The 24099-nt window shown below is 70.5% G+C and carries 21 protein-coding genes; 17 read left to right on the forward strand and 4 right to left on the reverse strand.

Annotated features, from left to right (window positions below; all coding sequences use genetic code 11):
• Positions 1–119 precede the first annotated feature (119 nt).
• Entirely contained in the window at positions 120–1019 is a 900-nt protein-coding gene (locus DKM19_RS12035) for a bifunctional helix-turn-helix transcriptional regulator/GNAT family N-acetyltransferase (RefSeq protein WP_204358761.1), read from the reverse strand.
• A 203-nt stretch (positions 1020–1222) separates the two neighbouring features.
• On the opposite strand from DKM19_RS12035, the gene DKM19_RS12040 reads away from it, so the two are divergent.
• The 5 genes from DKM19_RS12040 (at position 1223) to DKM19_RS12060 (ending at position 7193) form a co-directional block, all read left to right on the forward strand.
• Entirely contained in the window at positions 1223–2167 is a 945-nt protein-coding gene (locus tag DKM19_RS12040) for a beta-propeller fold lactonase family protein (protein WP_162641445.1), read from the forward strand.
• Between the two features lie 117 nt (positions 2168–2284).
• Positions 2285–3808 (forward strand): N,N-dimethylformamidase beta subunit family domain-containing protein, encoded by a 1524-nt coding sequence (locus DKM19_RS12045; RefSeq protein WP_204358762.1) that lies wholly within the window; start codon positions 2285–2287, stop codon positions 3806–3808.
• A 365-nt stretch (positions 3809–4173) separates the two neighbouring features.
• The gene (locus tag DKM19_RS12050; protein WP_089206233.1) at positions 4174–5199 is read left to right on the forward strand and encodes a 6-phosphofructokinase; all 1026 of its coding nucleotides are present in this window, start codon (positions 4174–4176) and stop codon (positions 5197–5199) included.
• A 220-nt stretch (positions 5200–5419) separates the two neighbouring features.
• The gene (gene macS / locus DKM19_RS12055) at positions 5420–6529 is read left to right on the forward strand and encodes a MacS family sensor histidine kinase (protein ID WP_110695778.1); all 1110 of its coding nucleotides are present in this window, start codon (positions 5420–5422) and stop codon (positions 6527–6529) included.
• Positions 6530–6551: 22 nt separating this feature from the next.
• Positions 6552–7193, forward strand: coding sequence for a response regulator transcription factor (locus DKM19_RS12060; protein ID WP_204359071.1), 642 nt, complete (start codon positions 6552–6554; stop codon positions 7191–7193).
• 564 nt (positions 7194–7757) lie between these two features.
• Here DKM19_RS12060 and DKM19_RS49390 read toward each other — a convergent pair.
• A complete protein-coding gene (locus DKM19_RS49390) occupies positions 7758–8579 on the reverse strand; it encodes a hypothetical protein (RefSeq protein WP_162641446.1) in 822 nt (273 codons plus the stop codon).
• A 414-nt stretch (positions 8580–8993) separates the two neighbouring features.
• Between DKM19_RS49390 and thiI the strand changes: the two genes are divergently transcribed.
• Positions 8994–10196, forward strand: coding sequence for a tRNA uracil 4-sulfurtransferase ThiI (gene thiI / locus DKM19_RS12070; RefSeq protein WP_110695780.1), 1203 nt, complete (start codon positions 8994–8996; stop codon positions 10194–10196).
• Positions 10197–10299: 103 nt separating this feature from the next.
• On the opposite strand, the gene aroF is transcribed toward thiI, so the two are convergent.
• Positions 10300–11337, reverse strand: a complete 1038-nt coding sequence (aroF, locus tag DKM19_RS12075) for a 3-deoxy-7-phosphoheptulonate synthase (protein WP_110695781.1) — start codon at positions 11335–11337, stop codon at positions 10300–10302.
• Positions 11338–11880: 543 nt separating this feature from the next.
• Here aroF and DKM19_RS12080 point away from each other — a divergent pair.
• The 3 genes from DKM19_RS12080 (at position 11881) to DKM19_RS12090 (ending at position 14641) form a co-directional block, all read left to right on the forward strand.
• Complete coding sequence (locus tag DKM19_RS12080) at positions 11881–12501, forward strand: molybdopterin-dependent oxidoreductase (protein WP_110695782.1); 621 nt, start codon at positions 11881–11883, stop codon at positions 12499–12501.
• A gap of 57 nt (positions 12502–12558) precedes the next feature.
• Positions 12559–13740, forward strand: coding sequence for a histidine kinase (locus tag DKM19_RS12085; RefSeq protein WP_110705663.1), 1182 nt, complete (start codon positions 12559–12561; stop codon positions 13738–13740).
• A gap of 79 nt (positions 13741–13819) precedes the next feature.
• Positions 13820–14641 carry a LytTR family DNA-binding domain-containing protein gene (locus tag DKM19_RS12090; RefSeq protein ID WP_110695783.1) on the forward strand — a complete coding sequence of 274 codons (822 nt, stop codon included), beginning with the start codon at positions 13820–13822 and terminating at the stop codon, positions 14639–14641.
• A gap of 965 nt (positions 14642–15606) precedes the next feature.
• Here the strand turns inward: DKM19_RS12090 and DKM19_RS12095 are convergent.
• On the reverse strand, positions 15607–16446 hold the full coding sequence (locus DKM19_RS12095) for a deoxyribonuclease IV (RefSeq protein ID WP_110695784.1): 840 nt from the start codon (positions 16444–16446) through the stop codon (positions 15607–15609).
• Between the two features lie 197 nt (positions 16447–16643).
• On the opposite strand from DKM19_RS12095, the gene uraD reads away from it, so the two are divergent.
• From uraD to allB, 8 genes are all read left to right on the forward strand, one after another.
• Positions 16644–17282, forward strand: coding sequence for a 2-oxo-4-hydroxy-4-carboxy-5-ureidoimidazoline decarboxylase (gene uraD / locus DKM19_RS12100; RefSeq protein ID WP_110695785.1), 639 nt, complete (start codon positions 16644–16646; stop codon positions 17280–17282).
• Positions 17279–17590, forward strand: a complete 312-nt coding sequence (gene uraH / locus DKM19_RS12105; protein ID WP_110695786.1) for a hydroxyisourate hydrolase — start codon at positions 17279–17281, stop codon at positions 17588–17590. Before uraD ends, uraH begins: the two co-directional genes overlap by 4 nt.
• A gap of 54 nt (positions 17591–17644) precedes the next feature.
• Positions 17645–18541, forward strand: a complete 897-nt coding sequence (gene pucL, locus DKM19_RS12110) for a factor-independent urate hydroxylase (protein WP_110695787.1) — start codon at positions 17645–17647, stop codon at positions 18539–18541.
• Between the two features lie 2 nt (positions 18542–18543).
• A complete protein-coding gene (locus DKM19_RS12115; RefSeq protein ID WP_110695788.1) occupies positions 18544–19419 on the forward strand; it encodes a xanthine dehydrogenase family protein subunit M in 876 nt (291 codons plus the stop codon).
• Positions 19419–19892: a (2Fe-2S)-binding protein gene (locus DKM19_RS12120; protein WP_110695789.1), complete on the forward strand. Its 474-nt coding sequence runs from the start codon at positions 19419–19421 to the stop codon at positions 19890–19892. The genes DKM19_RS12115 and DKM19_RS12120 overlap by 1 nt, the downstream gene beginning before the upstream one ends.
• Positions 19889–21277: an 8-oxoguanine deaminase gene (locus DKM19_RS12125; RefSeq protein ID WP_204358763.1), complete on the forward strand. Its 1389-nt coding sequence runs from the start codon at positions 19889–19891 to the stop codon at positions 21275–21277. The genes DKM19_RS12120 and DKM19_RS12125 overlap by 4 nt, the downstream gene beginning before the upstream one ends.
• Positions 21278–21503: 226 nt before the next feature.
• Complete coding sequence (locus DKM19_RS12130) at positions 21504–22727, forward strand: glycerate kinase (RefSeq protein WP_110695790.1); 1224 nt, start codon at positions 21504–21506, stop codon at positions 22725–22727.
• A gap of 20 nt (positions 22728–22747) precedes the next feature.
• Entirely contained in the window at positions 22748–24082 is a 1335-nt protein-coding gene (gene allB, locus DKM19_RS12135) for an allantoinase AllB (RefSeq protein WP_110705665.1), read from the forward strand.
• The last annotated feature ends 17 nt before the right edge of the window (positions 24083–24099 follow it).

The raw sequence follows: 24099 nt of genomic DNA on the forward strand, positions 1-24099 counted from the left end.
GCCGGTCGTTCCCACGGCCGCCGAGGCGGGTCAGAGATCGCGGAGGGACAGGGAGCAGCGGGCGCGGGGACGGGGCCGGCGATCGCGGAGGAGGGGGCCGGAGAACGCGAGGGGCGAGGTCACAGATCGCGGGTCCAGGTCTCCTCGGTGAAACCCTCGCCCTTCTCCGCCTCGACCAGCTCGAAGCCCGCCGTCCGGTAGATGCGCCTGGCGCCCAGCAGCACGTCCCTGGTCCACAGCGTGATCCGCCGGTAGCCGGCGATCCTGGCGAAGCGCAGGCACTCCTCCACGAGCCGTCCGCCGATCCCCATCCCCCGGGCGGACGGCTCGACCAGGAGCAGCCGGAGCTGGGCCGTCTCGTCGTCCTTGCGCACGCAGAAGACGCACCCGGCCCGCTCTCCGTCCACCTCGGCGATCCACCCGGCCTCCCGCGAGGGATCGTGGCCGTCCACGTAGTCGGCCACGATCTGGGCCACCAGCGCCTCGAACTCCAGGCCCCAGCCGTACTCCTGGTTGTAGAGCAGGCCGTGCCGGTACACGACCCAGCCGAGGTCGCCCGGGCGCGGCGGACGGATGACGTACGGCCGCGCCTTCGGGCCCTCGCCGAGGATCTCCTGGATCGTCCCCATGCTCGCGATCAGCCGGCGCCGGTCCTCCTCGGCCACCCCGTCCAGCAACTCCCGCACCTCCGTGGCCGCCTGCTCGTCGAGGGCGGCGAACACGGCCCTGCCCGCCTCGGTCAGCCCGATCACCTGGCGCCGCGCGTCGGAGACGGACCGCTCGCGCACGACCAGCCCGTCCGTCTCGAACCGGCCGAGCATCCGGCTGAGGTATCCGGCGTCGAGCCCGAGCAGCCGCCGCAGCTCGCCGGCCTCCATCAGGTCCCGCCGGTCCAGCTCGAACAGCACCCTCACCTCGGTCAGCGAGTAGGGGGCGTCCAGGACGTTCTGGTGAAGCACCCCGATGACACCGGTGTAGAAGCGGTTGAAAGCGCGGATCTCCGCCACCTGGTTTTCCATGCTTGACAGGATCAATGATTCCGTTGACTGAGTCAACGAAATATTCTCCGATCGTTCCAGCCGATGGGCATCCCGTTTCCGAGGGTCTCAGGGGGGCAGCCGGTGCCCGGCCGTCGTTCGGCTGCGCTAACTTCGCAGACTGGCTGAGAACAGATGATGAGCTGAGGGCGGCGCATGTCGGCCTCCAGAATGGTGGGAGCACGATGGCCGAGGTCGCGTACATCGGTGGATACACGCCGGATACCGGTGGGTCCGGGACAGGGATCACCCTGGTGGAGCTGGGAAGCCTCGCACGGCTCGGCGAGACGGCGGCCTCGGGCCCGTCCTTCCTCGCCGCGCATCCCCTGCTCCCGGTCGTATACGCCGTGGGGGAGAGCGAGCAGGGCACGGTCGGTGTTTTCGCGCGGGCCGCCGACGGCGCGCTGAGCCCGCTCGCCCAGCGGCCCAGCGGGGGGTCCTTCCCCTGCCACGTGGCCGTCGACCCGACCGGCACGCTGCTCGCCGTGGCCAACTACGGAGACGGCACGGTCAGCGTGCACGGTATCGACGAGTCCGGGCTCCTCACCGACGTGTGGACCTTCTCCCACGGGGAGCCCACCCACGCCCACCAGGCGGTCTTCGGCCCCGACGGCGTGATGTACGTGAGCGACCTGGGCGCCGACGAGGTGCGCCGCTACCTGGTCACGGACCAGGTGGTGCCGCATCCCGACGGTCCGGTACGGCTCGCGGCCGGCATGGGCCCCCGGCACATGGCCAGGAGAGGGGACCACTGGTACGTGGCGGGGGAGCTGGACGGCACGGTCCGCGTGTACGACGCCGGGTGGAGTGAGATCAGCGTCGTCGAGGCCAGCGGCATCGAGGGGAAGAACCAGCCCTCGCACCTGGAGGTGTCCGGGGAGTTCGTCTACGTCGCCAACCGGGGCCCCGACACGATCTCGGTCTTCTCCGGCCCCGGCCTGGAGAGGGTCGCGGAGGTTCCCTGCGGCGGTGACTGGCCGCGGCACTTCGCCGTCGCGGACGGCCGGATGTACGTGGCCAACCAGCGCTCGGACGGCGTCGCCGTACTGCTCATGAAGGACGGGATCCCGCGGGTCGGCGGAGAGGTGTTCGCGGTCGGCTCGCCCTCGTGCGTGCTGCCGCTGTCCTGACGCCGGGATCCGGCCGAAGGTCCTGACGCCGTCGAGAAGCCGTACCGACATCAAGATCCGTCCAAGATCCCGTGGCTCCGCACGGGGCGGGCCTTTCCCACGGACATGCTGCTGTCCATGCGTCGAATGTCCGCGTGTCTGGCCGCTCTGGCGGTGACCTCGCTGGTCGCCGGATGCACGGTCCTTCCTCGCGCGGGCGGGCTTCCCAGCCCGCCCGCCACCCCGGCCGCGGTTCCGTCCACGACTCGGGACACGGCTCGGGCCGCGCCGGCCGCCTCCTCCACCTCGGTGGAGAACGCCAGGAAGGGCAGCCCGCACTGGCGGACGCGCAGGCCGGGCGCGGAGCACGAGATCGAGGGCTTCGCCGACCGGGTGAGCATGCTGCCGGGGGAGAGCTTCCGGCTCTACGTCTCGACCACGGCCGCCCGCTACACCGTGCGGGCCTTCCGGGTGGGCTGGTACGGCGGGGCCGGAGCCAGGAAGGTGTGGGAGTCGGAGCCCCTGCCCGGCAGGCGGCAGGCCCCGCCCGAGACGATCGCCGCCACCCGCACGGTGACCGCCGCCCGCTGGAAGCCCGGACCGGCCGTGGACACCTCCGGCTGGCCCGAGGGCTCCTACCTCCTCCGGCTGGACGCCGACACCGGAGCCGGGCGCTACGTCCCCGTCACCGTCAGATCCGCCTCCACCCGCGGCCGCCTGGTCGTCGTCAACGCGGTCACCACCTGGCAGGCCTACAACGACTGGGGTGGCCGCAGCCTTTACCGGGGGCCCGGCGGTTTCGAGGACAGGTCCCGGGCGGTCAGCTTCGACCGTCCCTACGACACCTCGGGAGCCCGGCTCTTCCTGGACATGGAACGCGACGCCATCGAGGTCGCCGAACGCAGCGGCGTTCCGCTCGCCTACGTCACGAACCGGGAGCTCGACGACGACCCGCACATCCTCGACGGCGCCACGGGGCTGATCTCGCTGGGACACGACGAGTACTGGTCGGCGCACATGCGGCGCACCGTCGAGGCCGCTCGCGACCGAGGGACCAACCTCGCCTTCCTCGGCGCCAACGCCGTCTACTGGCGGATCCGCTTCGCCAGGACGCCGCTGGGCGCGGGCCGCCTGGTCGTCTGCGGCAAGGACGACGCCGGGGACCCCGGCACCCGCCTGTGGCGCGAGGACGAGCCGGAGAGCTCGCTGACCGGTCCGATGTACGACTGCTTTCCCGCCGAGGCCGCCTACGTGGTCTACAACCCCGGCCACTGGATCTTCAAGGGGACCGGGGTCAGGCGTGGCACCGCCTTCCCCGGCATGGCCGGGGTGGAGACGGACAAGGTCTTCTCCGGCGTGCCCCGTCCGATGGAGATCCTGTCGATCTCCCCCCTCAACTGCGGCGGCAGGTCCACGATCGCGCACAGCGCCTACTACACCGTGCCCGGCGGCGCCGCGGTGTTCAGCTCGGGCACCATGCGCTGGGTGTGCGCGTTGCGCGGCGCCCGCTGCGGCCACGGCGTCACCGGCAGGGCCGCGGCCTTCGTCCGCAGGGCCACCACGAACATCCTGCGGACCTTCGCCGCCGGCCCCGCCGGGCGGCTCCACCCGGCCGAGGACAACCTCGAACCCCTGGGACTGGGCGGCCCGTGGGATGGTTAGACCAGGGGCGGGTCCGGATCGCAACGTCGAACCAGAGGGCTCGTGAGGCCTTTGGAGCGGGAGCGGGTTCCCGGAGCCGGGCTGCCCACGGGGCCGCCGGATCCGGTCCGTGGTCTGGAACCGTCTGACCCGTGAGACCGTTGGGTGCAGGAGCGGGATCGGTTTACGGTCACGACGAGCGCGGTGCCCACGTCGCTCCGGTATCCACTGCCGGAACCGACATGTGAGGGCTCATTCGGTTTGGTCTAGACCATTGGCCCGCTCTGGAGGCAGAATGCGTTGCGTCGGTGGCGGAAATCGCCCGCCGGACGCATCACCACGCTTACCCTTGCCGTCTTGCCTCGGAACCATTACCGGAGGATGCCATGCGTATCGGAGTGCTAACCGGGGGCGGCGACTGCCCCGGCCTGAACGCCGTTATCCGCGCCGTCGTGCGCAAAGGCGTGACCGTTCACGGACATGAGTTCGTTGGATTTCGTGACGGCTGGCGAGGTCCGCTCGAGGGCGACACCATGCAGCTGGACGTCCAGGCCGTGCGGGGCATCCTGCCGCGTGGTGGCACGATCCTCGGCTCGTCGCGGACCAACCCCATCAAGATCGACGGTGGCGTTGAGAAAATCAAGGAGAACCTGGCGCAGGGTGGGATCGACGCGCTGATCGCGATCGGCGGTGAAGACACCCTCGGAGTCGCCAAGCAGCTCTTCGACAAGGGCGTGAAGGTCGTCGGCGTGCCCAAGACGATCGACAACGACCTCAACGCGACCGACTACACCTTCGGGTTCGACACGGCCGTCAACATCGCCACCGAGGCGATCGACCGGCTGCACACCACCGCCGAGTCCCACCACCGCGCGCTGATCTGCGAGGTCATGGGCCGCCACGCGGGCTGGATCGCCCTGCACGCGGGCATGGCCGGCGGCGCCAACGTCATTCTCATCCCGGAGAAGCCCTTCGACATCGACAAGGTCTGCGCCTACGTCGAGTCCCGCTTCAAGACCCGGTACGCCCCGATCATCGTGGTCGCCGAGGGTGCCCACCCGATGGAGGGGCAGATGGCGCTGCAGGCGGGTGAGCTCGACTCCTTCGGGCACGTGCGTCTGGGCGGGATCGGCGAGATGCTCGCCAAGGAGATCGAGAAGCGGACCGGCAAGGAGGCCCGCACCACCGTGCTCGGCCACATCCAGCGCGGCGGCACTCCCACGGCCTTCGACCGGGTGCTGGCCACCAGGTTCGGTCTGCAGGCCATCGACGCGGTCCACGACGGCGACTTCGGCGTCATGGTCGCGCTGCAGGGCACCGACATCGTGCGGGTCGGCCTCGACGAGGCCACGAAGGAGCTCAAGACCGTTCCGGTCAGCCGCTACGAGGAGGCCGAGGTCTTCTTCGGCTGACAGAGGTGTGAGGGGGCGCTCCCGAGGTCATGCCCGCAGGCACCTTGCGAGCGCCCGGCCCCGTCCTCGGGGCCGCGGGTGACCGGTGGCCCGCACCTCCTCTCCGGTACGGCTCACGTCTCGACGGAGTGGTCCGCGGTGGCGCAAGCTGTACATCATCGGCCGGTCGAGCCGGCGGTGATGGCCGCCTCGGCGTGCCGGAGGGCAGGATCGGCTGGTGATGGGGATCGACGGGTCGTTCTGGCGGGCGATCGCGGTCTTCCGCGTCGCATCCCTTGTGTACGCGGCGGTTCTGCTCGTCGGCGCCGGAGGATACGCGCGCCCGATGATCGGCTTGCTGGTGATCGGCGTCATGGCGCTGTGGACCGTGGCGACGATCTTCGCCTACTCCATCGAGGAGTTTCGCGGCTGGCCGCTGCTCGCCCTCGACATGCTCGTGACCCTGGGCTGCCTGCTCAGCACCCCGCTGGTGCAGGGCGTCTACCAGCAGGACATCCTGCCGATCACCGCGACCTGGATGGGCGGTGCGGTGCTGGCGTGGGGCGTGCACGGCGGGCGGCGGGCCGGGGCCGCGGCGGCTCTGATCGTCTCACTGACCGACCTGTGGCTGCGCGGGGCCGGCGGGCTGGACTTCGAGAAGCTGCCGATCAACGGCACCGTGCTGTTCTTCCTCGCCGGGGTGGTGGTCGGGCACGCCGCCCGGCTGACCAAGAGGGCGGAAGAACGCATGCAGCAGGCGATCGAACTGGAGGCCTCCGGTCGCGAGCGGGAGCGGCTCGCCCGGGGCATCCACGACTCGGTGCTCCAGGTGCTCGCCCTGGTCCAGCGGCGCGGCCAGGAGCTGGGCGGCGAGGCGGCCGAGCTGGGCAGGCTGGCGGGTGAGCAGGAGGCCGCACTGCGCGAGCTGGTCAGGCTCCGGCCGGAGCCGCCGGCCGCCGGCATCGCCGACCTGCGCACCCTGCTGCAGAAGTATGGCTCGGCCTCCGTCACCGTCTCGGCTCCGGCGACCCCGCTGACCCTGCCCGCGACCGTCGCGGGGGAGATGGCCGCGGCCGTCGGCGCCGCTCTGGACAACGTCACCCGCCACTGCGGGACGCAGGCCCCCGCCTGGATCTTCGCCGAGAGCGACGGCGGCGTGATCACCGTGACCGTCAGGGACGAGGGGCCGGGCATTTCCCCCGGCCGCCTGGAGGCCGCCGCGGCGGACGGCCGGCTCGGCGTCGCCCAGTCCATCCGGGGACGCATCGCCGACCTGGGCGGTACGGTCACCGTGGTATCCGGTCCCGGCGGGGGCACCGAGGTCGAGATGTCGGTGCCGGCTGATCTTTAATCAGGGAGTTCGGATGCGCGTGATGGTGGTGGACGACCATCCGATGTGGAGGGACGGACTGGCCAGGGATCTGGCCGAGGCCGGCTACGAGGTCGTGGCCGCGGTCGGGGAGGGACAGCAGGCGGTCCGGGTGGCCGCGGCGGTCCGGCCCGAGCTGGTCGTGCTGGATCTGCAACTGCCGGACCTGTCGGGGGTGGAGGTGGCCAGAAGGCTGGCGGCGTCGGACCCGCCTCCCCGGGTGCTCGTACTGTCGGCCAGCGGAGAGCAGGACGACGTGCTGGCGGCGGTCAAGGCAGGCGCGTCAGGGTATCTGCTGAAATCCGCGAGCAAGGAGGAGTTCCTTGAGGCGGTCAGGCGTACCGCCGGGGGTGACGCGGTGTTCACTCCCGGGCTGGCGGGGCTCGTCCTGGGGGAGTATCGGAGGCTGGCGGCCCAGCCCGCTCCCGACGTGGCGCCACGCCTGACCGAGCGGGAGACGGAGGTGCTCCGCCTGGTCGCCAAGGGCCTGTCCTACAAGCAGATCGCCGAACGACTCGTGCTGTCTCATCGGACCGTGCAGAACCACGTCCAGAACACGCTGAACAAGCTGCAGCTCCACAACCGTGTCGAGCTCGTCCGCTACGCCATCGAGCAGGGCCTCGACGAACCGCTCGGCGAGCCGTAGGAGCCGCGGGCTCGCTAAAGTGGCCGCCGGCGCGTTAGCTGAATCTGGCCGCGCTTTGTTGCGTTGTGACGATCGAGATCTCATTCGAGTCGACGCCCTCGTTTCCGGCCACGCGGATCGTCGTAAGAGTTCCGTGATCTTCCGCCATTTCGCCTGATGGGCGGTGATGCCGATGGCCGCCCATATGCGCGGGATGCAATCCGTGCAGGTGATCTGCCGTCTCGCCGGAGTGTAAAAAGCGTTTGAGGAGTCCGGTGTTAACCGGATGTGGCTCGCACGCGGGATTCCGGTCGCATCGCAATGACCTCTAGAACATTCAACTTTGAGGTTTGGATATCTCCGGGAAAACGGAGGGCCAAGGAGAAATAACTCCAAGTGATTAGGCGCTCACTCTCGGTTTTTGCTGCAAATCCGAGAGTAATCTGACCGAACCGAGACCTTTGCCTCCTTGATGCACCACCCCGGTGCCCTGCAACTAACGTGGAATTCATGTCCGGCTCCGCGCCGGCGTTCTTGCGATACCGATTCGACGTTGTGTCAGTCGGGGTGTCGCGCGAAACCCAATCAATATGACATGGGGTGTTCTACATGTCCAAGGTCAGAAACGCTCTCGTCGCCGGTGCAATGGTGGCCTCCGCCCTCGTCGTCCCCGTGACGATGCCGGCTCAGTCCGCCAGTGCCGGAACCCCGACCCAGGCTTCCAGCGGCACGAGCACGACCCTCATTCAGAGGCCCTGCCGCAACGCCAACAACCCTGACAGGTGCAGGGCCAGGAGGAACAACAACAATAACAACAACAATAACAACAACGGAGGCCGCGGAAACAACAACAATAATAACAACAACAATAATGGAGGTCGCGGGAACAATAACAACAACAATAACAACAACAATGGAGGCGGGAACAACAACAATAACAACAACAATAACGGAGGCGGAGGAAATAACAACAACAACAATAACAACAACAACGGGGGCGGGAACAACAACAATAACAACAACAACAACTGAGAATCCGCGGAACGGCCTGAATTCCCTTCTGGTCGGCCCCAGGGGCCTGGATAGAGGGGTCGGGCCGCGAATCAGCGGTTGAGCTGAGACCGTTCGGTGTGAATCCGCCGACATGGCCGGGCCAGGGGCGCGGTCCGTGAGATCCGTTCGGGGGTGCTCATTGACCGACGTCTGTGCCGCACCGCCGTCCGTAAAGACTCCCTGCGAAACCATTTCGGGATGGAAGTGACCTCCATCGCCGTCGGAGAATGAGCAGGTGTCCAAGAAAGGTGTCAGAGTCGAATCCGGCGTCGGCGTAATCGTCGAGGTCGGCGGCGGCCGCGTGAAGACGATCTCAGAGCCGGTGAAGGCGGTCCCGCGAACCCGGTAGATCATCGGGTGGGTACGGGGTCGTCACACATACAGCTACCACGGCACAGCGAATGAACTTCGGCCCCGCCGGCGGACAACAGTTCGTCGGCGGGGCTCTGCCGTGCGGTTGCGCGTTCACGTCCCGCGCTTCCCGCGGATCCGTCCGAGGCCGGTTTCGAGGTCCTGGCCGCCGTTGGCGGGCGCGCGGCGGCCCGGATGGCCGTATTCCTGGGGATTCCCGGGGGGCCGTACGGACCGCGGCCAGACGTGCCGCCGCTCCACGGGCGGGCGGAACTCCTCCGATGCGCCCCGGGCAGGGCTCCGGCGGGTCGCGGGGCCTACTAAAGTAACGAGGTCGAGACGTTGTCTTTAGGCGGTCCCGCGAGACACTTGACGATGGTTCCACTTTCCCCTCGAAGCTCCACCGGAGGTTGCACCATGACCATGTCCGCTCTGGGCGAGCCCTGTGTTCTGCTCAAACTGGGCGAGGTCGTCCTCAAGGGAAACAACCGAGAGCTCTTCGAGCAGAGGCTGCAGGCCAACCTCAAGGCCGCCCTGAAGGACATCGGCGTCAAGGTCGACGTGCGGCAGCGCCACGGAGTCATCGCGCTCTTCCTCCCCGAGGGCACCGGCGTCGAGATCGCCGACGCGGTCGCCGAGCGGGTCAGCCACGTCCCCGGGCTGATCTGGATCCACCGGGCCTGGAAGGTCGCCAAGGACCCCTCGACGATCACCAAGGCCGCGATCGAGCTGCTGGCCGACCGCGACGACGTCAGGCGCGGCGTCTCCTTCGCGGTCCGCTCCCGCCGCCGCGACAAGCGTTTCCCCTTGACCTCGATGCAGCTGGACCGCTCGGTCGGCGGAGAGCTCAACGACATCTACGGCCTGCCGGTCGACCTGAAGAACCCCGAGCTCGTGGTCTCCATCGAGGTCGACCGCGACGAGGCGTTCGTCTTCACCGGCGGTCTGCCGGGCCAGGGCGGGCTGCCCGTCGGCAGCAGCGGCCGGGGCCTCGTCCTGATGTCCGGAGGCATCGACTCCCCGGTGGCGGCCTACCGGATGATGCGCCGCGGCATGCGGGTCGACTTCCTGCACTTCTCCGGCATCCCGTTCAGCACCTCCGAGTCCATTTACAAGGCGTACGCGCTGGTCCGGGCACTGGACAAGTTCCAGGGCAAGTCCCGGTTGTGGGTCGTCCCCTTCGGCAAGGCACAGCAGTCCATCAAGGCCTCCGGCCAGGAGCGCCTGGCGATCATCACTCAGCGCCGCCTGATGCTCAAGACCGCCGAAGAGGTCGCCCACCGCCTCCGCTCGGCGGCTCTGATCACGGGTGACTCCCTCGGCCAGGTGGCCTCCCAGACCCTGCAGAACATCACCGCCCAGGACGACGCGGTCGACCTGCCGATCCTGCGCCCGCTCATCGGCTTCGACAAGACCGAGATCATGGCGGAGGCCCGCCGCATCGGCACCCTGGAGATCTCCGAGCTTCCCGACGAGGACTGCTGCACCCTCCTCGCCCCCCGCCGCGTCGAGCTCGCCGCCAAGGTCGCGGATCTCAAGCAGATCGAGCGGCGCATGGACGCCGAAGATCTCGCCGTCCAGCTGGCCGGCTCCCTCCAGGAGTACAAGCTGGAGGACTGAGAGCGGACCTTCCGGTACGGCAGGCGGTCTGTGGCGCCGGCCGTACCGGAAAAGCGTCGGTGCCCGTGGCGGATCGACGCGAGGCCGGGCATGGGGCCACGCCTCAGGCGAGGGTCAGGGCGTCGCCGGCTGCGATCTTGCCCAGCAGCGGCGGGAACTCGCGCATCACGCGCGCCAGCTCGTCCAGGTCGCCGTCGACCAGTGCCTGGGGGCCATCGCAGAGGGCCTGCTCCGGGTGGGGATGAACGTCGATGATCACGCCGTCGGCGCCGACGGCGATGGCCGCCCGGGTGAGCGGCAGGACAAGATCGCGGTGGCCGCCGGAGTGGGACGGGTCGATGATGACCGGCAGATGCGACAGCCGCTGGGCGACCGGGACCGCGGAGACGTCCAGGGTGTTGCGGGTGGCGGTCTCGAAGGTGCGGATGCCGCGCTCGCACAGCACGATGTCGAGATTGCCGCGCTGGGCGATGTACTCGGCGGCCATCAGCCACTCCTCGATGGTGGCGTTCATGCCGCGCTTGAGCATGACCGGCTTGCCGATCCCGCCGACCGCCTGGAGCAGCGCGAAGTTCTGCGCGTTGCGGGTGCCGACCTGCAGCATGTCGGCGTAGGAGGCGACCAGCTCCACGTCGTGGGCGTCGACGACCTCGGTGACGATGGGCAGTCCGGTCTGCTCGCGCACGTCGGCGAGGATCCGCAGGCCCGCCTCGCCGAGACCCTGGAAGGCGTAGGGGGAGGTACGGGGCTTGTAGGCGCCGCCTCGCAGCAGGGTGGCCCCGGCGGCCCTGGCCATCTGGGCCGCCTCCAGCGTCTGCTGCGGGGTCTCCACCGCGCACGGGCCGGCGATCAGCGTGACCGTGCCGGGGCCGATGGGCACGCCGCCGACCCGGACGGTGGAGCGCTCGGGATGGTTGTCCCGGCTCACCAGCTTGTAGGGCGCGGTCACCCGCATCACGTCGGCCACCCCGCGCATGCCGCGCAGGTTGAGCGTCGCGAACTGGGCGACGTCGCCGACCAGGCCGATGATCGTACGGCTCACTCCCCGGCTGACGAAGGCGTCGCCGCCCGCCGTATCGATGATCTCCACGATCGCCTCGACGTCTTTCTGGGTGGCGTCGGGGCCCATGACGATGACCATGTCTCTCCTCTGGTGCTCGGTGGTCGATGGGGGGCTGGAAACGCAGAAGGCCCCGAGTCCGAAATCCGGACCCGGGGCCTTGAGGTTCGCCTGGCTGTCAGCGCAGCATCTGGGGGCGAACGGTCCGACCTACGGGTCCGTCGCCATACCAAAACCAGAACACAGTACGCATCGCGGGTAATGATAGCGCACCGCGCGATCGTGCCCGTGACCTGGAGAGGGAGGAGGCCGTCAACCGGGTGCCCCAGGGCGACGCGGCGCGGTGCGTCGTCCACCCAGGCGGCGCTGGAGCGCTACCCTGAGGCCCGCCCGGTTGACGGTCGACGGATGTGGTGGCCGAGGCGGCGATCCCGATGATCCCGGCGACCACGGCGATCACGGCCGAGGCGGCGGTGGTCGGCGGCGGTGGCCGGGTGTGACAGCCGGTCGGCTCCGGAGCGGTGATCGGGTCGGCGGTGAGCTTTATCCGGTGGCCGCCGGACCGGCGGAAAACTCGCGGTGGCAGGATTGCCCCGTGTTACCGGGGAAACGGCGAGGGGAGTGATGGTGGAGCAGTCCGAACCTCCACGGGAGGACACTCGTCTGCCTCCAGGCCAGTACGTCCCCCGAGGACGGCCGGTGATCCATTACGGCCGGGTGCCCACGTTCCGCCCGGCCACGTGGGAGTTGCACGTCATGGGGGCGACCGCTTCGGGTGAACAGCACCGGTTCACCTGGTCGCAGTTCTCCGAGCTGCCACGCACCACGATCCTGGCCGACTTCCACTGCGTCACGAAGTTCTCGATCATGGGAAACGAGTGGAGCGGGGTGTCGGCGGCGACGCTGATGAAACTGGCCCCGCCCGCGCAGGACGTGAAGCACGTGATGATCTGGGCCGAGTACGGCTACAGCGCCAACGTGCGGATGAGCGACTTCGCCGGCAGCCAGACGATGTTCGTCCTGGAGCTCGACGAGAAGCCGCTGCCCCCCGAGCGCGGTTTCCCCGTCAGGCTGGTCGTCCCGCACCTGTATGCCTGGAAGAGCGTCAAATGGGTGCGCGCCGTGGAATACCTGCTGGAGGACAAGCGTGGCTTCTGGGAGGAGCGTGGCTACCACAACATCGCCGACCCCTGGCGCGAGCAGCGCTACTCCTATCAGGAGGAACCGGGCGAAGGGCCGCTGTGATCGGGGTTTTTCCCTGATTGTCCGGGGCGGTTGGCCGCGGTTGGCTACGGTTCCCCCATGTCGACCAGTGGCTGGATGCTGCTCTGCGTCACCGGTACCTTTCTCGGGTTCATCCTGCCCCGCCGCCGGCCCGTGTCCTCCCGCCGTCCGGACGATCTGCCGGACGAGGCCACCTTCGTCACCCTGCACATCGCGGCGATGGCGGCTCCCTCGCTGCGAGCCGGGCTGACGCGCGACTCCGCGCGCAAGGCGGTCTGTCACCTGCGGATCCTGCTGGGCACCAGCGCCGTCGCGGTGTCGGACGCCGGCGGCGTGCTCGCCTGGGACGGCGGGGCGGACTGTCACCGGGCCCACGCATCCGAGCACGCCCGGATCGCGCTCGCCTCGGGACGCTCGCACGTGGTCACCGGAGACGCCTTCGCCTGCGGCACCCCGGATTGCCCGATCCGGGGCGCGGTGGTCGTGCCCCTCGTCGTCGACGGGCGGGCGGTGGGCGCGCTGGCGGTCTATGACACCGCGTTGAGCGCGGTGCTGGTGCGGACCGTCACGGAGGTCGCCCGATGGGTCTCCGGTCAGCTGGAGCTGGCCGAGTTCGACTCCTCCCGGCGGCGTGCCATGGAGGCCGAGCTGCGGGCGCTGCGCGCGCAGATGTCCCCGCACTTCGTCTACAACGCGCTGACCACCATCGTCTCCTTCGTCCGCACCGACCCCGAGCGGGCCCGGGAGTTGCTGATGGACTTCGCCGACTTCACCAGATACGCGCTGAGCGGGGCACGGGACTTCACCACCCTGGCCGAGGAGCTCCACTGCGTGGACCGGTATCTGCTGCTGGAACGTGCCAGGTTCGGCGACCGCCTCCGCTTCACCGTCCGGGTGGCGCCGGAGGTGCTGTCGATGCCGGTGCCGTTCCTGTTTCTGCAGCCGTTGGTGGAGAACGCCGTCAAGCACGGGGTCGGCGCCGCCGCAGGGCCCGGCGAGGTACGGGTGACGGTCGAGGACGCGGGCTCCGAGGCCCGCATCAGCGTGGAGGACGACGGGCGGGGCATGTCGCCCGAGCGGGCCAGGTCATTGCTCGGCGGCGACTCCCGTCGCGGGCGGGGCGAGGGCGGGATCGGGCTGGCCAACGTCGACGCCCGGCTCCGCCAGATCTACGGCGAGGACTACGGCCTCGTCGTGGAGAGCGAGCTGGACGCGGGCACCAGGGTAAACCTGCGATTGCCCAAGGTTCACCCTCGGTAATAGCTATTTGTAGTCAAACTATTACCTGAAGTTGCCATGCGGCTTGCGGTGGAAGTGGTTCAGGGGGCAGCGTGGGGTCATGTTGCGAGTCCTGGCCGTTGACGATGAGGTTCCCGCCCTGGAGGAGATCGCCTACCTCCTCCGCCAGGACCCCCGGATCGAGCACGTGTCCACCGCTCCCGGCGGCGTCACGGCGCTCCAGGACATGGTTCAGATGATCGGGACCGGGGAGCGGCTCGACGGGGTCTTCCTCGACATCCGCATGCCCGGCCTCGACGGCCTCGACCTGGCCCGGCTCATCGGTGGCTTCCCCAACCCGCCCCGGCTGGTGTTCGTCACCGCCCACGAGGAGTGCGCCGTCCAGGCCTTCGAGCTGGAGGCGGTGGACTACCTGCTCAAGCCGGTCCGGGCCGACCGGCTGGCGGAGGCCGTGCGGCGCCTGGAGGCCGCGATACCTGCGGCGGCCGGCTCGGCCCCGGAGGACGTCATCCCGGTCGAGCTCGCCGGACGGACCAGGTTCGTGCCCCAGCAGGCGGTCTGGTTCGCCGAGGCGAAGGGCGACTACGTACGGCTGCACACCGTGGAGGGCAGCTATCTGGTGCGCATGCCGCTGGCCGCGCTGGAGCGGCGCTGGGCCGGGTCCGGGTTCATCCGGGTGCATCGCAGCACGCTGGTCTCGGTGCGGCACGTGAGCGAGCTGCGTTTCGACGGCGGCCGGGTGATGCTGCGGGTGGGCACCGAGACGCTGCCGGTCAGCCGGCGCCACACCCGTGAGGTCCGTGAGCAGCTCGTCCGTCAGCTCCGGGATCGGCCGCTGGCCTCCATCGCGGTCAAGGGCCGGCCGCTGCCGTCCTCCGCCATGACCAAGGACTGGCAGCTGCCCTCCGGCGCGACCAGATAGAACGCCGGCCGGCACACGTCGCGCCCTCCGCCGGCCGGCACGCGGTGTGCCGTCCGCCGTTCCGCACGCGCTGCGTCGCGTCGTTCCGCTCGTTCCGCACGCGTCGCGCCGTCCGCCGTTCCGCACGCGTCGCGCTGCGCCGTCCGCTGTTCCGCATGCGTGCGCCGTCCCGCACGCGCCGTCCCGCACGCGGCGTGCCGCCTGCCGTTCGGCGCACATCCGCACTCGCCGTGGTGGTACCGCCGGGGAGCGCCCTGCCGGGGTTCGCCGTGGTTCGTCGCCGGAAAACGCGTTTCCCGGAAGACGGAACCCATCCGGGGAGCTCGAAAACACATCCCCCGGAAGAGGGAACACATCCCGGGGGGCTGGAAAACACATCCTCCAGGAGCCGGAACCCACATCCTGGAAGCACGAACACACATCCCCCAGGAGTCCGCAAGCCCATGAATCGACCGTTCGTCGTTCGTGGACGACCGTTCGTCGTGCGGATACCTTCCGTACATCGACGGCTACACACCGTTAAACGCGCTGGCCAAAAAGCAGGACTCACTCTTCTGGGTGCCCCTCTAGTGTTCCCTCATCGGAGAGCGAGACCCGCGACATCGGGGGGACAGAGCCGCAAGGCTCGCAAAAGACCTGGTGCGCGGGAAATTCGGGTGAGCGTCGACATTGGTCACCCGGCTGCTGGGTCCCTGACCGGGGGGTAGGGCCCACCGATCTCCGGTATGGCGGGACGCCTGTGCTAGCCCACGGGTCGGACCGTGATCCGGCCACACGGGGGCGGCCGGATCGCGAAGATGGGCGTCCCGTCTCGCCCGCTGACCGTCCGGCCCAGGTCAGCGGGCAGTCAGCCGATGACGGGGCCGCGGCCGGCGAATCCGGCCCGACGGTCGTCGCTCGACGCCGGTGGGCGGAACCCCCGGATGGCGGGCCGCGGCCCGCCATCCGGCCCGGTGATCCGCGCTTCAGTCGTCGCGGAGCTTCTTCAGCAGTTCGATGTCCTCGCGGTGCTTCTCCGCGCCGCCCGGCGTCTCGATGCAGATAGACACCCCCGCGACCACCGGGTGGCGCATCATGTCGGCGAAGGGCCGCATCCCGATGTGACCCGAGCCGATGTTCTCGTGCCGGTCCTTCTTGGAGTCGCACACGTCCTTGGAGTCGTTGGCGTGGACCAGCTTGAGCCGGCCCGGGGCGATCGCGTGCAGGGCGTCGAAGGTCTCCTTGACGCCCTCGGCCGTCGACAGGTCGTGGCCCGCGGAGAAGGCATGGCAGGTGTCCAGGCAGATGCCCGCCTTCGGGTGCCAGTCGAGGGCGGCCAGGTAGGGCTCCAGATCCTGGACGGTCGCGCAGAGCATCGCGCCCTGCCCGGCCATCGGCTCCAGCAGCAGGTCCGGGCCGTCCTCGGGGATCTCCTCAAGGAGCGGCAGGAGATGCTCGTGCAACTGGCGCAGGGCGTCGTCGCGGTGCTGGGTGACCGCCGACCCGGTGTGGATCACCAGGCCTTTGGCGCCGATCGCGTGGGCGCGCAGCAGGCCGTGCCGTACGGTGGCGACCGATTTCTCCAGGGTGTCGGCACTGGGAGAACCCAGGTTGACGAGATACGGCGCGTGCACGAAGGACAGCATGCCGGACTCGCGCAGCTCCGCGTCCTGGGCGGGGTTGCCGGCGGCGAGCGCCCAGCCGCGCGGGTTGGTGACGAACACCTGGATCATCTCGGCGCCGATGTCCGAGGCGTATCGCAGGCCGCCCTTGGCCAGGCCGCCGGTGACGGAGACGTGTCCGCCGATAGGGGAGAGAGGAGTCATGGTGACATCAAGCTTAGGCCTTGACCCCGACCGTTTTCCGGACCCCGCGCGGCGGGGGCGGGTGTGTCCGGGGCCGCCGGGCACGCCGATCGGCCCGAATGAGTTACACCATCAGGAATCCGGATGAGCTACGCCACAGGGAAAAAGTCCACGCGATTTGCTGGACCGCGCATGGTGGTGGTGTATGTACTGCTCACATGCCGAATGTGAACTCCGCACCGCCGGTGGCGGGGCTGGCCGAATTCAACGCGCTGAGCGCGGCCGAGGCCGAGGCCGAGCTGCTGACCTGCTGCGCGTCCCGGACCTTCGCCCGTGAGGTGACCGCGCTGCGCCCCTACCGCGATCTCGACTTGCTGGCCGGGGTGGCGGAGGCCGCCGTGCGGGACCTGGAGTGGTCCGGCGTGCTTGAGGCGCTGGCCGCCCACCCCCGGATCGGCGAGTCCCGTACGGGCGGGCAGGCGTCCGGGTCGTCGCCGGGGGCCGTTCGGGCTTCCCCCGCGGACCCCGGCGAGTCGTCCGGCGGAGAGGGCCCGGCGACCTCCCGGGAGCCCGGCCGCTCCGGCAGGGAGTCGGGCTGGTCGCGTCAGGAGCAGTCCGGGGTGGGTGCGGCCGGACGGGAGGTCCTCGAGGAACTGGCCGAGGGCAACCGCGCCTACGAGGAGCGGTTCGGCCACGTCTATCTCGTCTGCGCCACGGGCCTGTCGGCCGAGGAGATGCTGGCCCGTCTCCGGGAGCGGCTGGGCAACAACGAGGAGGCGGAGCGGGACGTCGTCAGGGCCGAGCTCGCCAAGATCACGCGGCTGCGGCTGGCGAAGCTGCTGGGAGGCGCCGCGTGAGCCTGTCCACGCACGTGCTGGACGCCGCCCTGGGCAGGCCCGCGGCGGGCGTCGCCGTACGCCTGGAGAAGGACGGCCGGGTGCTCGCCGAGGGGGTCACCGACGCCGACGGCCGGATCGGGGGCTGGACGTGCGGGGCCGGCGCGCATCGGATCGTCTTCGACACCGGCGCCTACTTCGCCGCCCGTGCGGTGGACGCCTTCTACCCCCGGGTCTCGATCGACTTCACGGTCGTGAACCCGGCTGAGCACCACCACGTGCCCCTGCTGCTCAGCCCGTTCGCCTACTCGACCTATCGAGGGAGCTAGCTTGACCTCCTCTCCACGGCCGAGGCCCGGGGTCTCCACACCGGAAGGATTGCGATGACCGTCATTCTCGGCCCAAACCGCTACGGCAAGGCGGAGACCCGCCTGGTCCGCGTCGTCAGGGACGGCGTCGTCCACCACATCAAGGACGTCACCGTCAGCTCGGCGCTCTCCGGCGACATGGAGGACGTCCACCTCACCGGTGACAACGCCTCGGTCCTGACCACGGACACGCAGAAGAACACCGTCTACGCCTTCGCCAGGAAACACGGCGTGGCCGAGATCGAGGACTTCGCGATCCTGCTGGCCCGCCACTACGTGGAGTCCCAGCCCACCGTCCACCACGCCCGCGTGGAGATCGAGGAATACTTCTGGGACCGGATCCCGGTGGCGGACGACTCCGCGCCGGGGGCCGAGGGCAAGCGGCACTCCTTCGTCCGCTCCGGCCGGGAGGTGCGCACCTGCCTGGTCCACCACGACATCGACGGCACCACCACCGTGGTCTCCGGGCTGAAGGACCTGGTGGTGCTCAACTCGACCGACTCGGAGTTCTCCGGCTACATCCAGGACGAGTACACCACCCTCCCGCCCACCCGGGACCGTGTCCTCGCCACCGCGGTGTCGGCTCGCTGGCGGCACCTTTCCGAGGCGTCCCCGTACGGCGAGTCGTACGCTGAAGTGCGCGGATGCCTTCTGGGGGCGTTCGCCGAGACCTACAGCCTGTCGTTGCAGCAGACGCTCTACGCGATGGGCGAGCGGGTGCTGAACGCCCGCGAGGAACTCTGCGAGGTGCGCCTGGCGATGCCGAACAAGCACCACTTCCTGGTGGATCTCACGCCGTTCGGGCTGGACAACCCGAACGAGGTGTTCTACGCCGCCGACCGTCCCTACGGGCTGATCGAGGGCACCGTGCTCCGTGACGACGCCCCCGCCGCCCTTTTCGCCTGGGAGTGACGATGGATTTCCTGCGACCCGCCACGTGGGCGGAGGCGCTGGCCGCCAAGGCGGACCGGCCGGAGGTGGTGCCCATCCAGGGCGGCACCGACATGATGGTCGAGCTCAACTTCGACGTGCGCCGGCCGACCGGGCTGCTCGACCTGAACCGGGTCGCGGAGCTCGCGGGGTGGAGCGAGGAGCCGGACGGCAGGCTCAGGGTCGGCGCGGGCGTGTCGTACGCCCGGCTGATCTCCGAGCTGGGAGACCGGCTGCCCGGCCTGGCGCAGGCCTCGCGCACGGTCGGCTCGCCGCAGATCCGCAACCGGGGCACCGTGGGGGGCAACCTCGGCGCGGCCTCGCCCGCGGGGGACAGCCACCCGCCGCTGCTGGCCGGGAACGCGGTCGTGGAGGTCGAGTCCGCCGCCAGGGGCGTGCGGATGGTCCCGGCCGACGGCTTCTACCTCGGGGTCAAGCGCAGCGCGCTGGAGGCCGACGAGCTGATCCGGGCGTTCTGGATGAGCCCGGCGAGCGGACCCCAGTACTTCTCCAAGGTCGGCACCCGCAACGCCATGGTGATCGCGGTCTGCTCGTTCGCGATCGCGCTCCACCCCGGCGAGCGCCGGGTGGGCACCGGCATCGGCTCGGCCGCCCCGACCCCCCGCCGCGCCGTCGCCGCCGAGGAGTTCCTCGCCGCCGAGCTGGACTGGGAGGCGAGGCTCGACCCCGCGGTGCTCGGGCGTTTCGGGGAGCTGGCCGCCGAGGCCGCCTCGCCGATCGACGACGTGCGCGGCACCGCCGACTACCGGCGTCACGCCATCGCGGTGATGGCGCGGCGCACCCTTACGTGGGCATGGAACGAGTTCCGTTCGGGACACTTCGAGAGGAGAGCCGGCTGATGCGCCTCACCTTCACCGTCAACGGCCGCCAGGAGATCGCCGACGACGTCTGGGAGGGCGAGAGCCTCCTGTACGTCCTGCGCGAGCGGGTGGGCCTGCCGGGCTCCAAGAACGCGTGCGAGCAGGGCGAGTGCGGCTCCTGCACCGTCTACCTCGACGGCGTCACCGTCTGCGCCTGCCTGGTCGCGGCCGGCCAGGCCGAGGGCAGGGAGATCCGCACCGTCGAGGGTCTCGCCGACGGCGACCGGCTCGACGCGGTCCAGGAGGCCTTCGTCGAGTGCGGCGCCGTCCAGTGCGGTTTCTGCACGCCCGGGCTCGTCGTCCAGGCCCACGACCTGATCGAACGGATCCCGCAGCCGTCCGACGCGGAGATCCGCGAGGCCCTGGCGGGCAACCTGTGCCGGTGCACCGGCTACGAGAAGATCCTCGACGCCGTACGGCTCGCCGCGACACGCAAGGCAGGCATCAGATGAGCGCCATCCTGATCGAGAACGTCCACATCGCCCCGGTCGTGGGCGAGGAGATCCCCTCCGGGCACATCCACGTCGAGGGCGACAGGATCGTGGCCCTCGGCGCGGGGCCCGCCCCCGTCGTGACGGGCGCCACCCGGATCGACGGGACCGGCTGCCTGGCCACCCCCGGCCTGGTGAACACCCACCACCACCTCTACCAGTGGGCCTCCCAGGGGCTGGCCCAGGACGCCACGCTGTTCGAGTGGCTGACGGCGCTGTACGACGTGTGGGCCGCCATGGACGCCGAGGTCGTCAGAGGCGCGGCGGGCGCGGGCCTGGGCTACCTCGCCCTGTCCGGCTGCACCACCTCCAGCGACCACCACTACATCTTCCCGAAGGGACGCGGCGACCTGTTCGCCGCGGAGATCGAGGCGGCCAGGGAGATCGGCCTCCGCTTCCACCCCGCCAGGGGCTCGATGGACCGGGGCAGGTCACAGGGCGGCCTGCCGCCGGACGTCGTGGTCGAGCGGCTCGACGAGATCCTCGACGCGACGGCGGAGGCCGTCGACACCTACCACGACCCGTCCTTCTCCTCCAAGCTGCGCGTCGCGGTCGCCCCCTGCTCGCCGTTCAGCGTCAGCGCCGACCTGATGATCCAGGCCGCCGCGCTGGCCAGGTCCAAGGGCGTGCGCCTGCACACACACCTCGCCGAGACCCTCGACGAGGAGGAGCACTGCCTGGAGCAGTTCGGCCTGCGCCCGGTCGACTACATGGAGAAGCTCGGCTGGCTCGGCCCGGACGTGTGGTTCGCCCACGCCGTCCACCTGAGCGACGGCGACATCGACAAGTTCGTCCAGACCGGCACCGGTTCCGCGCACTGCCCGAGCTCCAACGGCCGCCTCGGCGCGGGCATCGCCCGGGTCTCCGACATGCTCGGCCGGGGCGCGATCGTCGGCCTCGGGGTGGACGGCAGCGCCTCCGCCGAGCTGACCTCGCTCTCCGGCGAGATGCGGCAGGCGCTGCTGTTCCAGCGGGCCAGGTACGGGCCCACCGCGCTCACCGCCCGCCAGGCCCTGGAGCTCGCCACCCTCGGCGGCGCGAAGAACCTGGGCCGCCAGGAGGAGCTCGGCTCCCTGGAGGCCGGCAAGCTCGCCGACATCGCCCTCTGGAGGACCGACGGCGCCTTCGCCTCGGCCGTCGTCGACCCGGTCTGCACCCTGGTCTTCGGCTCCCGGCAGCCGCCGCTGGCCCGGCTCCTGGTGGGCGGCGAGACCGTCGTCGAGGACGACGAGCTGCGCACGGTCGCCCAGGACGAGCTCGGCCGCGCGGGGGGCCGGGCGCACCGACGCCTCATGCGCCTGGCCGCGGAGCGGGGCTTCACCGCCGGCGGGGAGGCCGGTTCCTGATCGGCCCGGGGCCGCCGGCTTCTTTGGCGACCCTCGTCACCGTCGGGTTCGGCGTGGACGGACGCCCTGAGCGCGGGGCCGAGACAGGGGGGCCGCCAGGGCGTTCAACCCCGTTCCCGGGCAAGTGTGATGATGGTTCTCCATCTCACCGGGTTCCGGCACTCGCCCCCGCCCGCTCGTACCGGGCGGGAACGGATGCCCGCCCGTCCTTCATCAGGGAGCAGGGTTGTCTGAGTTGTCAGGACATGTCGTGATCGCACCGGACAAGTTCAGGGGATCGCTGACCGCCGCCGAGGTCGTCGCCCGGGTGGCCGCGGGTCTCGGCCCCGGCGTCACCACCGTCGCGCTGCCGGTGGCGGACGGCGGTGACGGCACCGTGGACGCGGTCGTGGCCAGCGGGTTCACCCGTGTCGAGGTCGAGGTCGCCGGTCCGGTGGGGGAGCCGGTCCAGGCCTCCTACGCCTGGCGGGACGCCTCCGCCGGAGGGGACGTGGCGACGGCGGTGGTCGAGCTGGCGGAGGCCTCGGGGCTGCGGCGGCTGCCGGTCGCCGACGGGGCGTCCGCCGGGACGGACTCGCCCGCTCGCGGCGACGTCAAGCTCGCGGCGCTCACCGCGACCAGCTACGGCACCGGCGAGCTGATCGCCCATGCCGTACGGCGGGGCGCCGGGCGGGTCGTGCTCGGGCTCGGCGGCAGCGCCTCCACCGACGGCGGCGCCGGCATGATGCAGGCGCTCGGCGTCCGCTTCCTGGACGCGGAGGGGCGGGATCTGCCGTTCGGCGGGGCCGCCCTCCGCGGTCTCGACAAGATCGACACCTCGGGGCTCATCGAGATCGGCGGCGTCGAGTTCGTCGTCGCGGGCGACGTGGACAACCCGCTGCTCGGCCCGCACGGCGCCGCCGCCGTGTACGGCCCGCAGAAGGGCGCGAGTCCCGAGGACGTGAAGCTGCTCGACGCGGCCCTCGCCAGGCTCGCCGCGGTCGCCGCGCACACCCACGGCCTGGTCGGCGCCATCGAGCACGACGGCGTGGTCCGTTCGATGGGCGTGGCCGCCCAGCCGGGCGCGGGCGCCGCCGGAGGGGTGGGTTTCGCCGCGCTGGCCTTCCTGGCGGCCGATTTCCGCCCCGGCATCGGGTATCTCCTCGACCTGCTCGGCTTCCACGACCTGGTCCGGGGCGCCCGCCTGGTCATCACCGGCGAGGGCTCGCTGGACGAGCAGACCCTGCGCGGCAAGGCTCCGGCAGGGGTCGCGGCCGCCGCCGCCAAGGCCGGAATACCGGTCGTCGCGGTCTGCGGCCGCAGGGCCCTCGGGGACGACGAGCTGAACGCGGCGGGCATCACGGCCGCCTACGCGCTCACCGACATCGAGCCCGATCCTGCCGTGTGCATGTCCGACGCGGGCCCGCTGCTGGAGCGGCTCGCGCAGAGGGTCGCGAAGGATCACCTTTGAGCGTGGAGGCCGGCGACGTGATGGATCTGGTCATCCGCTCCCGCCGGGCCGTGCTGCCCGGTGGGGAGGGCCCGGCGGCGGTCGCCGTACGGGACGGGAGGATCGTCGGCCTGCACGCCTACGACGCGCCCCTCGCCGCCGCCGAGCAGGTCGATCTCGGCGGCATCGCGCTGCTGCCCGGTCTCGTGGACACCCACGTGCACGTCAACGAGCCGGGCCGGACCCACTGGGAGGGCTTCGCCTCCGCCACCCGGGCGGCGGCGGCGGGCGGCGTGACCACGATCGTGGACATGCCGCTCAACTCGCTGCCACCGACGGTGAACGTGGACGCGCTGGCCGAGAAGAGAAGGGCCGCGGCCGGGCAGTGCCTGGTGGACGTCGGCTTCTGGGGTGGTGCTATCCCCGGGAACCTCAAGGATCTGAGGCCGCTGCACGAGGCGGGCGTCCGGGGGTTCAAGTGCTTCCTGTCCCCCTCGGGCGTCGAGGAGTTCCCGCCGCTGACCCCGGGCGAGCTGCGGGCCGCCATGGTGGAGATCGCCTCCTTCGACGGCCTGCTGGTCGTCCACGCCGAGGATCCCGCGCTGCTCGGCGACCCGGCCGGACCGGGATACCGGGAGTTCCTCGACTCCAGGCCGGGGGAGTCCGAGCGCCGGGCGGTCGAACGGGTCGCCGCGCTGGCGGGGGAGACCGGCGTGCGGGCGCACATCCTGCACGTGTCGTCCGCGCTCTGCCTCCAGCCGCTGGCCAGGGCGCGGGAGGAGGGCGTCAGGATCACCGCGGAGACCTGCCCGCACTACCTCACACTGATGGCCGAGGAGATACCGGAGGGCGCGACCCAGTTCAAGTGCTGCCCGCCGATCCGATCCTCGGCCAACCGCGACGAGCTCTGGCGAGGCCTCGCCGACGGGGTGCTGAGCTGCGTCGTCTCCGACCACTCACCGTCCACCCCCGATCTGAAGGTGCCCGACTTCGCCGCGGCGTGGGGCGGGATCTCCTCCCTTCAGCTCGGCCTGACGGCCGTCTGGACCGAGGCCTCGCGGCGCGGGCACACCCTGGAGGAGGTCGTCCGGTGGATGGCCGGGAACCCGGCCGCGCTGGCAGGTCTCCACGGCAAGGGCGTCCTCGCCGTGGGCGCCGACGCCGATCTGGTCGCCTTCGACGCCGATGCCGGTCACACCGTGGACGTGTCCTCCCTGCACCACAAGAACCCGGTCACGCCGTATCACGGCAGGACGCTCACGGGGGTGGTCCGCACCACCTGGCTGCGCGGCCGGGTCGTCGACCCGGCCGTGGGTCCGGTTCTGGATCCGGCCCTGAGCCCGGCCGCGGAGGGCCCGCTGGGAAACCTCCTCTGACCGCTCCGGCCCCGGAG

Origin of the sequence: Streptosporangium sp. 'caverna', assembly GCF_003203775.1 — a bacterium.
Lineage (GTDB): Bacteria > Actinomycetota > Actinomycetes > Streptosporangiales > Streptosporangiaceae > Streptosporangium > Streptosporangium subroseum.

Excerpts from the sequence above, each read along its gene's own strand:
- pucL (WP_110695787.1), top strand. The coding sequence starts at position 17,645 with ATGACCGTCATTCTCGGCCCAAACCGCTACGGCAAGGCGGAGACCCGC.
- DKM19_RS12060 (WP_204359071.1), top strand. The coding sequence starts at position 6,552 with ATGGTGGTGGACGACCATCCGATGTGGAGGGACGGACTGGCCAGGGAT.
- DKM19_RS12125 (WP_204358763.1), top strand. The coding sequence starts at position 19,889 with ATGAGCGCCATCCTGATCGAGAACGTCCACATCGCCCCGGTCGTGGGC.
- DKM19_RS12095 (WP_110695784.1), bottom strand. The coding sequence starts at position 16,446 with ATGACTCCTCTCTCCCCTATCGGCGGACACGTCTCCGTCACCGGCGGC.
- allB (WP_110705665.1), top strand. The coding sequence starts at position 22,748 with ATGGATCTGGTCATCCGCTCCCGCCGGGCCGTGCTGCCCGGTGGGGAG.
- uraD (WP_110695785.1), top strand. The coding sequence starts at position 16,644 with ATGCCGAATGTGAACTCCGCACCGCCGGTGGCGGGGCTGGCCGAATTC.
- DKM19_RS12050 (WP_089206233.1), top strand. The coding sequence starts at position 4,174 with ATGCGTATCGGAGTGCTAACCGGGGGCGGCGACTGCCCCGGCCTGAAC.
- DKM19_RS12120 (WP_110695789.1), top strand. The coding sequence starts at position 19,419 with ATGCGCCTCACCTTCACCGTCAACGGCCGCCAGGAGATCGCCGACGAC.
- DKM19_RS12040 (WP_162641445.1), top strand. The coding sequence starts at position 1,223 with ATGGCCGAGGTCGCGTACATCGGTGGATACACGCCGGATACCGGTGGG.
- DKM19_RS12115 (WP_110695788.1), top strand. The coding sequence starts at position 18,544 with ATGGATTTCCTGCGACCCGCCACGTGGGCGGAGGCGCTGGCCGCCAAG.
- thiI (WP_110695780.1), top strand. The coding sequence starts at position 8,994 with ATGACCATGTCCGCTCTGGGCGAGCCCTGTGTTCTGCTCAAACTGGGC.
- DKM19_RS12045 (WP_204358762.1), top strand. The coding sequence starts at position 2,285 with ATGCGTCGAATGTCCGCGTGTCTGGCCGCTCTGGCGGTGACCTCGCTG.
- DKM19_RS12080 (WP_110695782.1), top strand. The coding sequence starts at position 11,881 with ATGGTGGAGCAGTCCGAACCTCCACGGGAGGACACTCGTCTGCCTCCA.
- DKM19_RS12035 (WP_204358761.1), bottom strand. The coding sequence starts at position 1,019 with ATGGAAAACCAGGTGGCGGAGATCCGCGCTTTCAACCGCTTCTACACC.
- aroF (WP_110695781.1), bottom strand. The coding sequence starts at position 11,337 with ATGGTCATCGTCATGGGCCCCGACGCCACCCAGAAAGACGTCGAGGCG.
- macS (WP_110695778.1), top strand. The coding sequence starts at position 5,420 with ATGGGGATCGACGGGTCGTTCTGGCGGGCGATCGCGGTCTTCCGCGTC.
- DKM19_RS12085 (WP_110705663.1), top strand. The coding sequence starts at position 12,559 with ATGTCGACCAGTGGCTGGATGCTGCTCTGCGTCACCGGTACCTTTCTC.
- DKM19_RS49390 (WP_162641446.1), bottom strand. The coding sequence starts at position 8,579 with ATGATCTACCGGGTTCGCGGGACCGCCTTCACCGGCTCTGAGATCGTC.
- DKM19_RS12090 (WP_110695783.1), top strand. The coding sequence starts at position 13,820 with ATGTTGCGAGTCCTGGCCGTTGACGATGAGGTTCCCGCCCTGGAGGAG.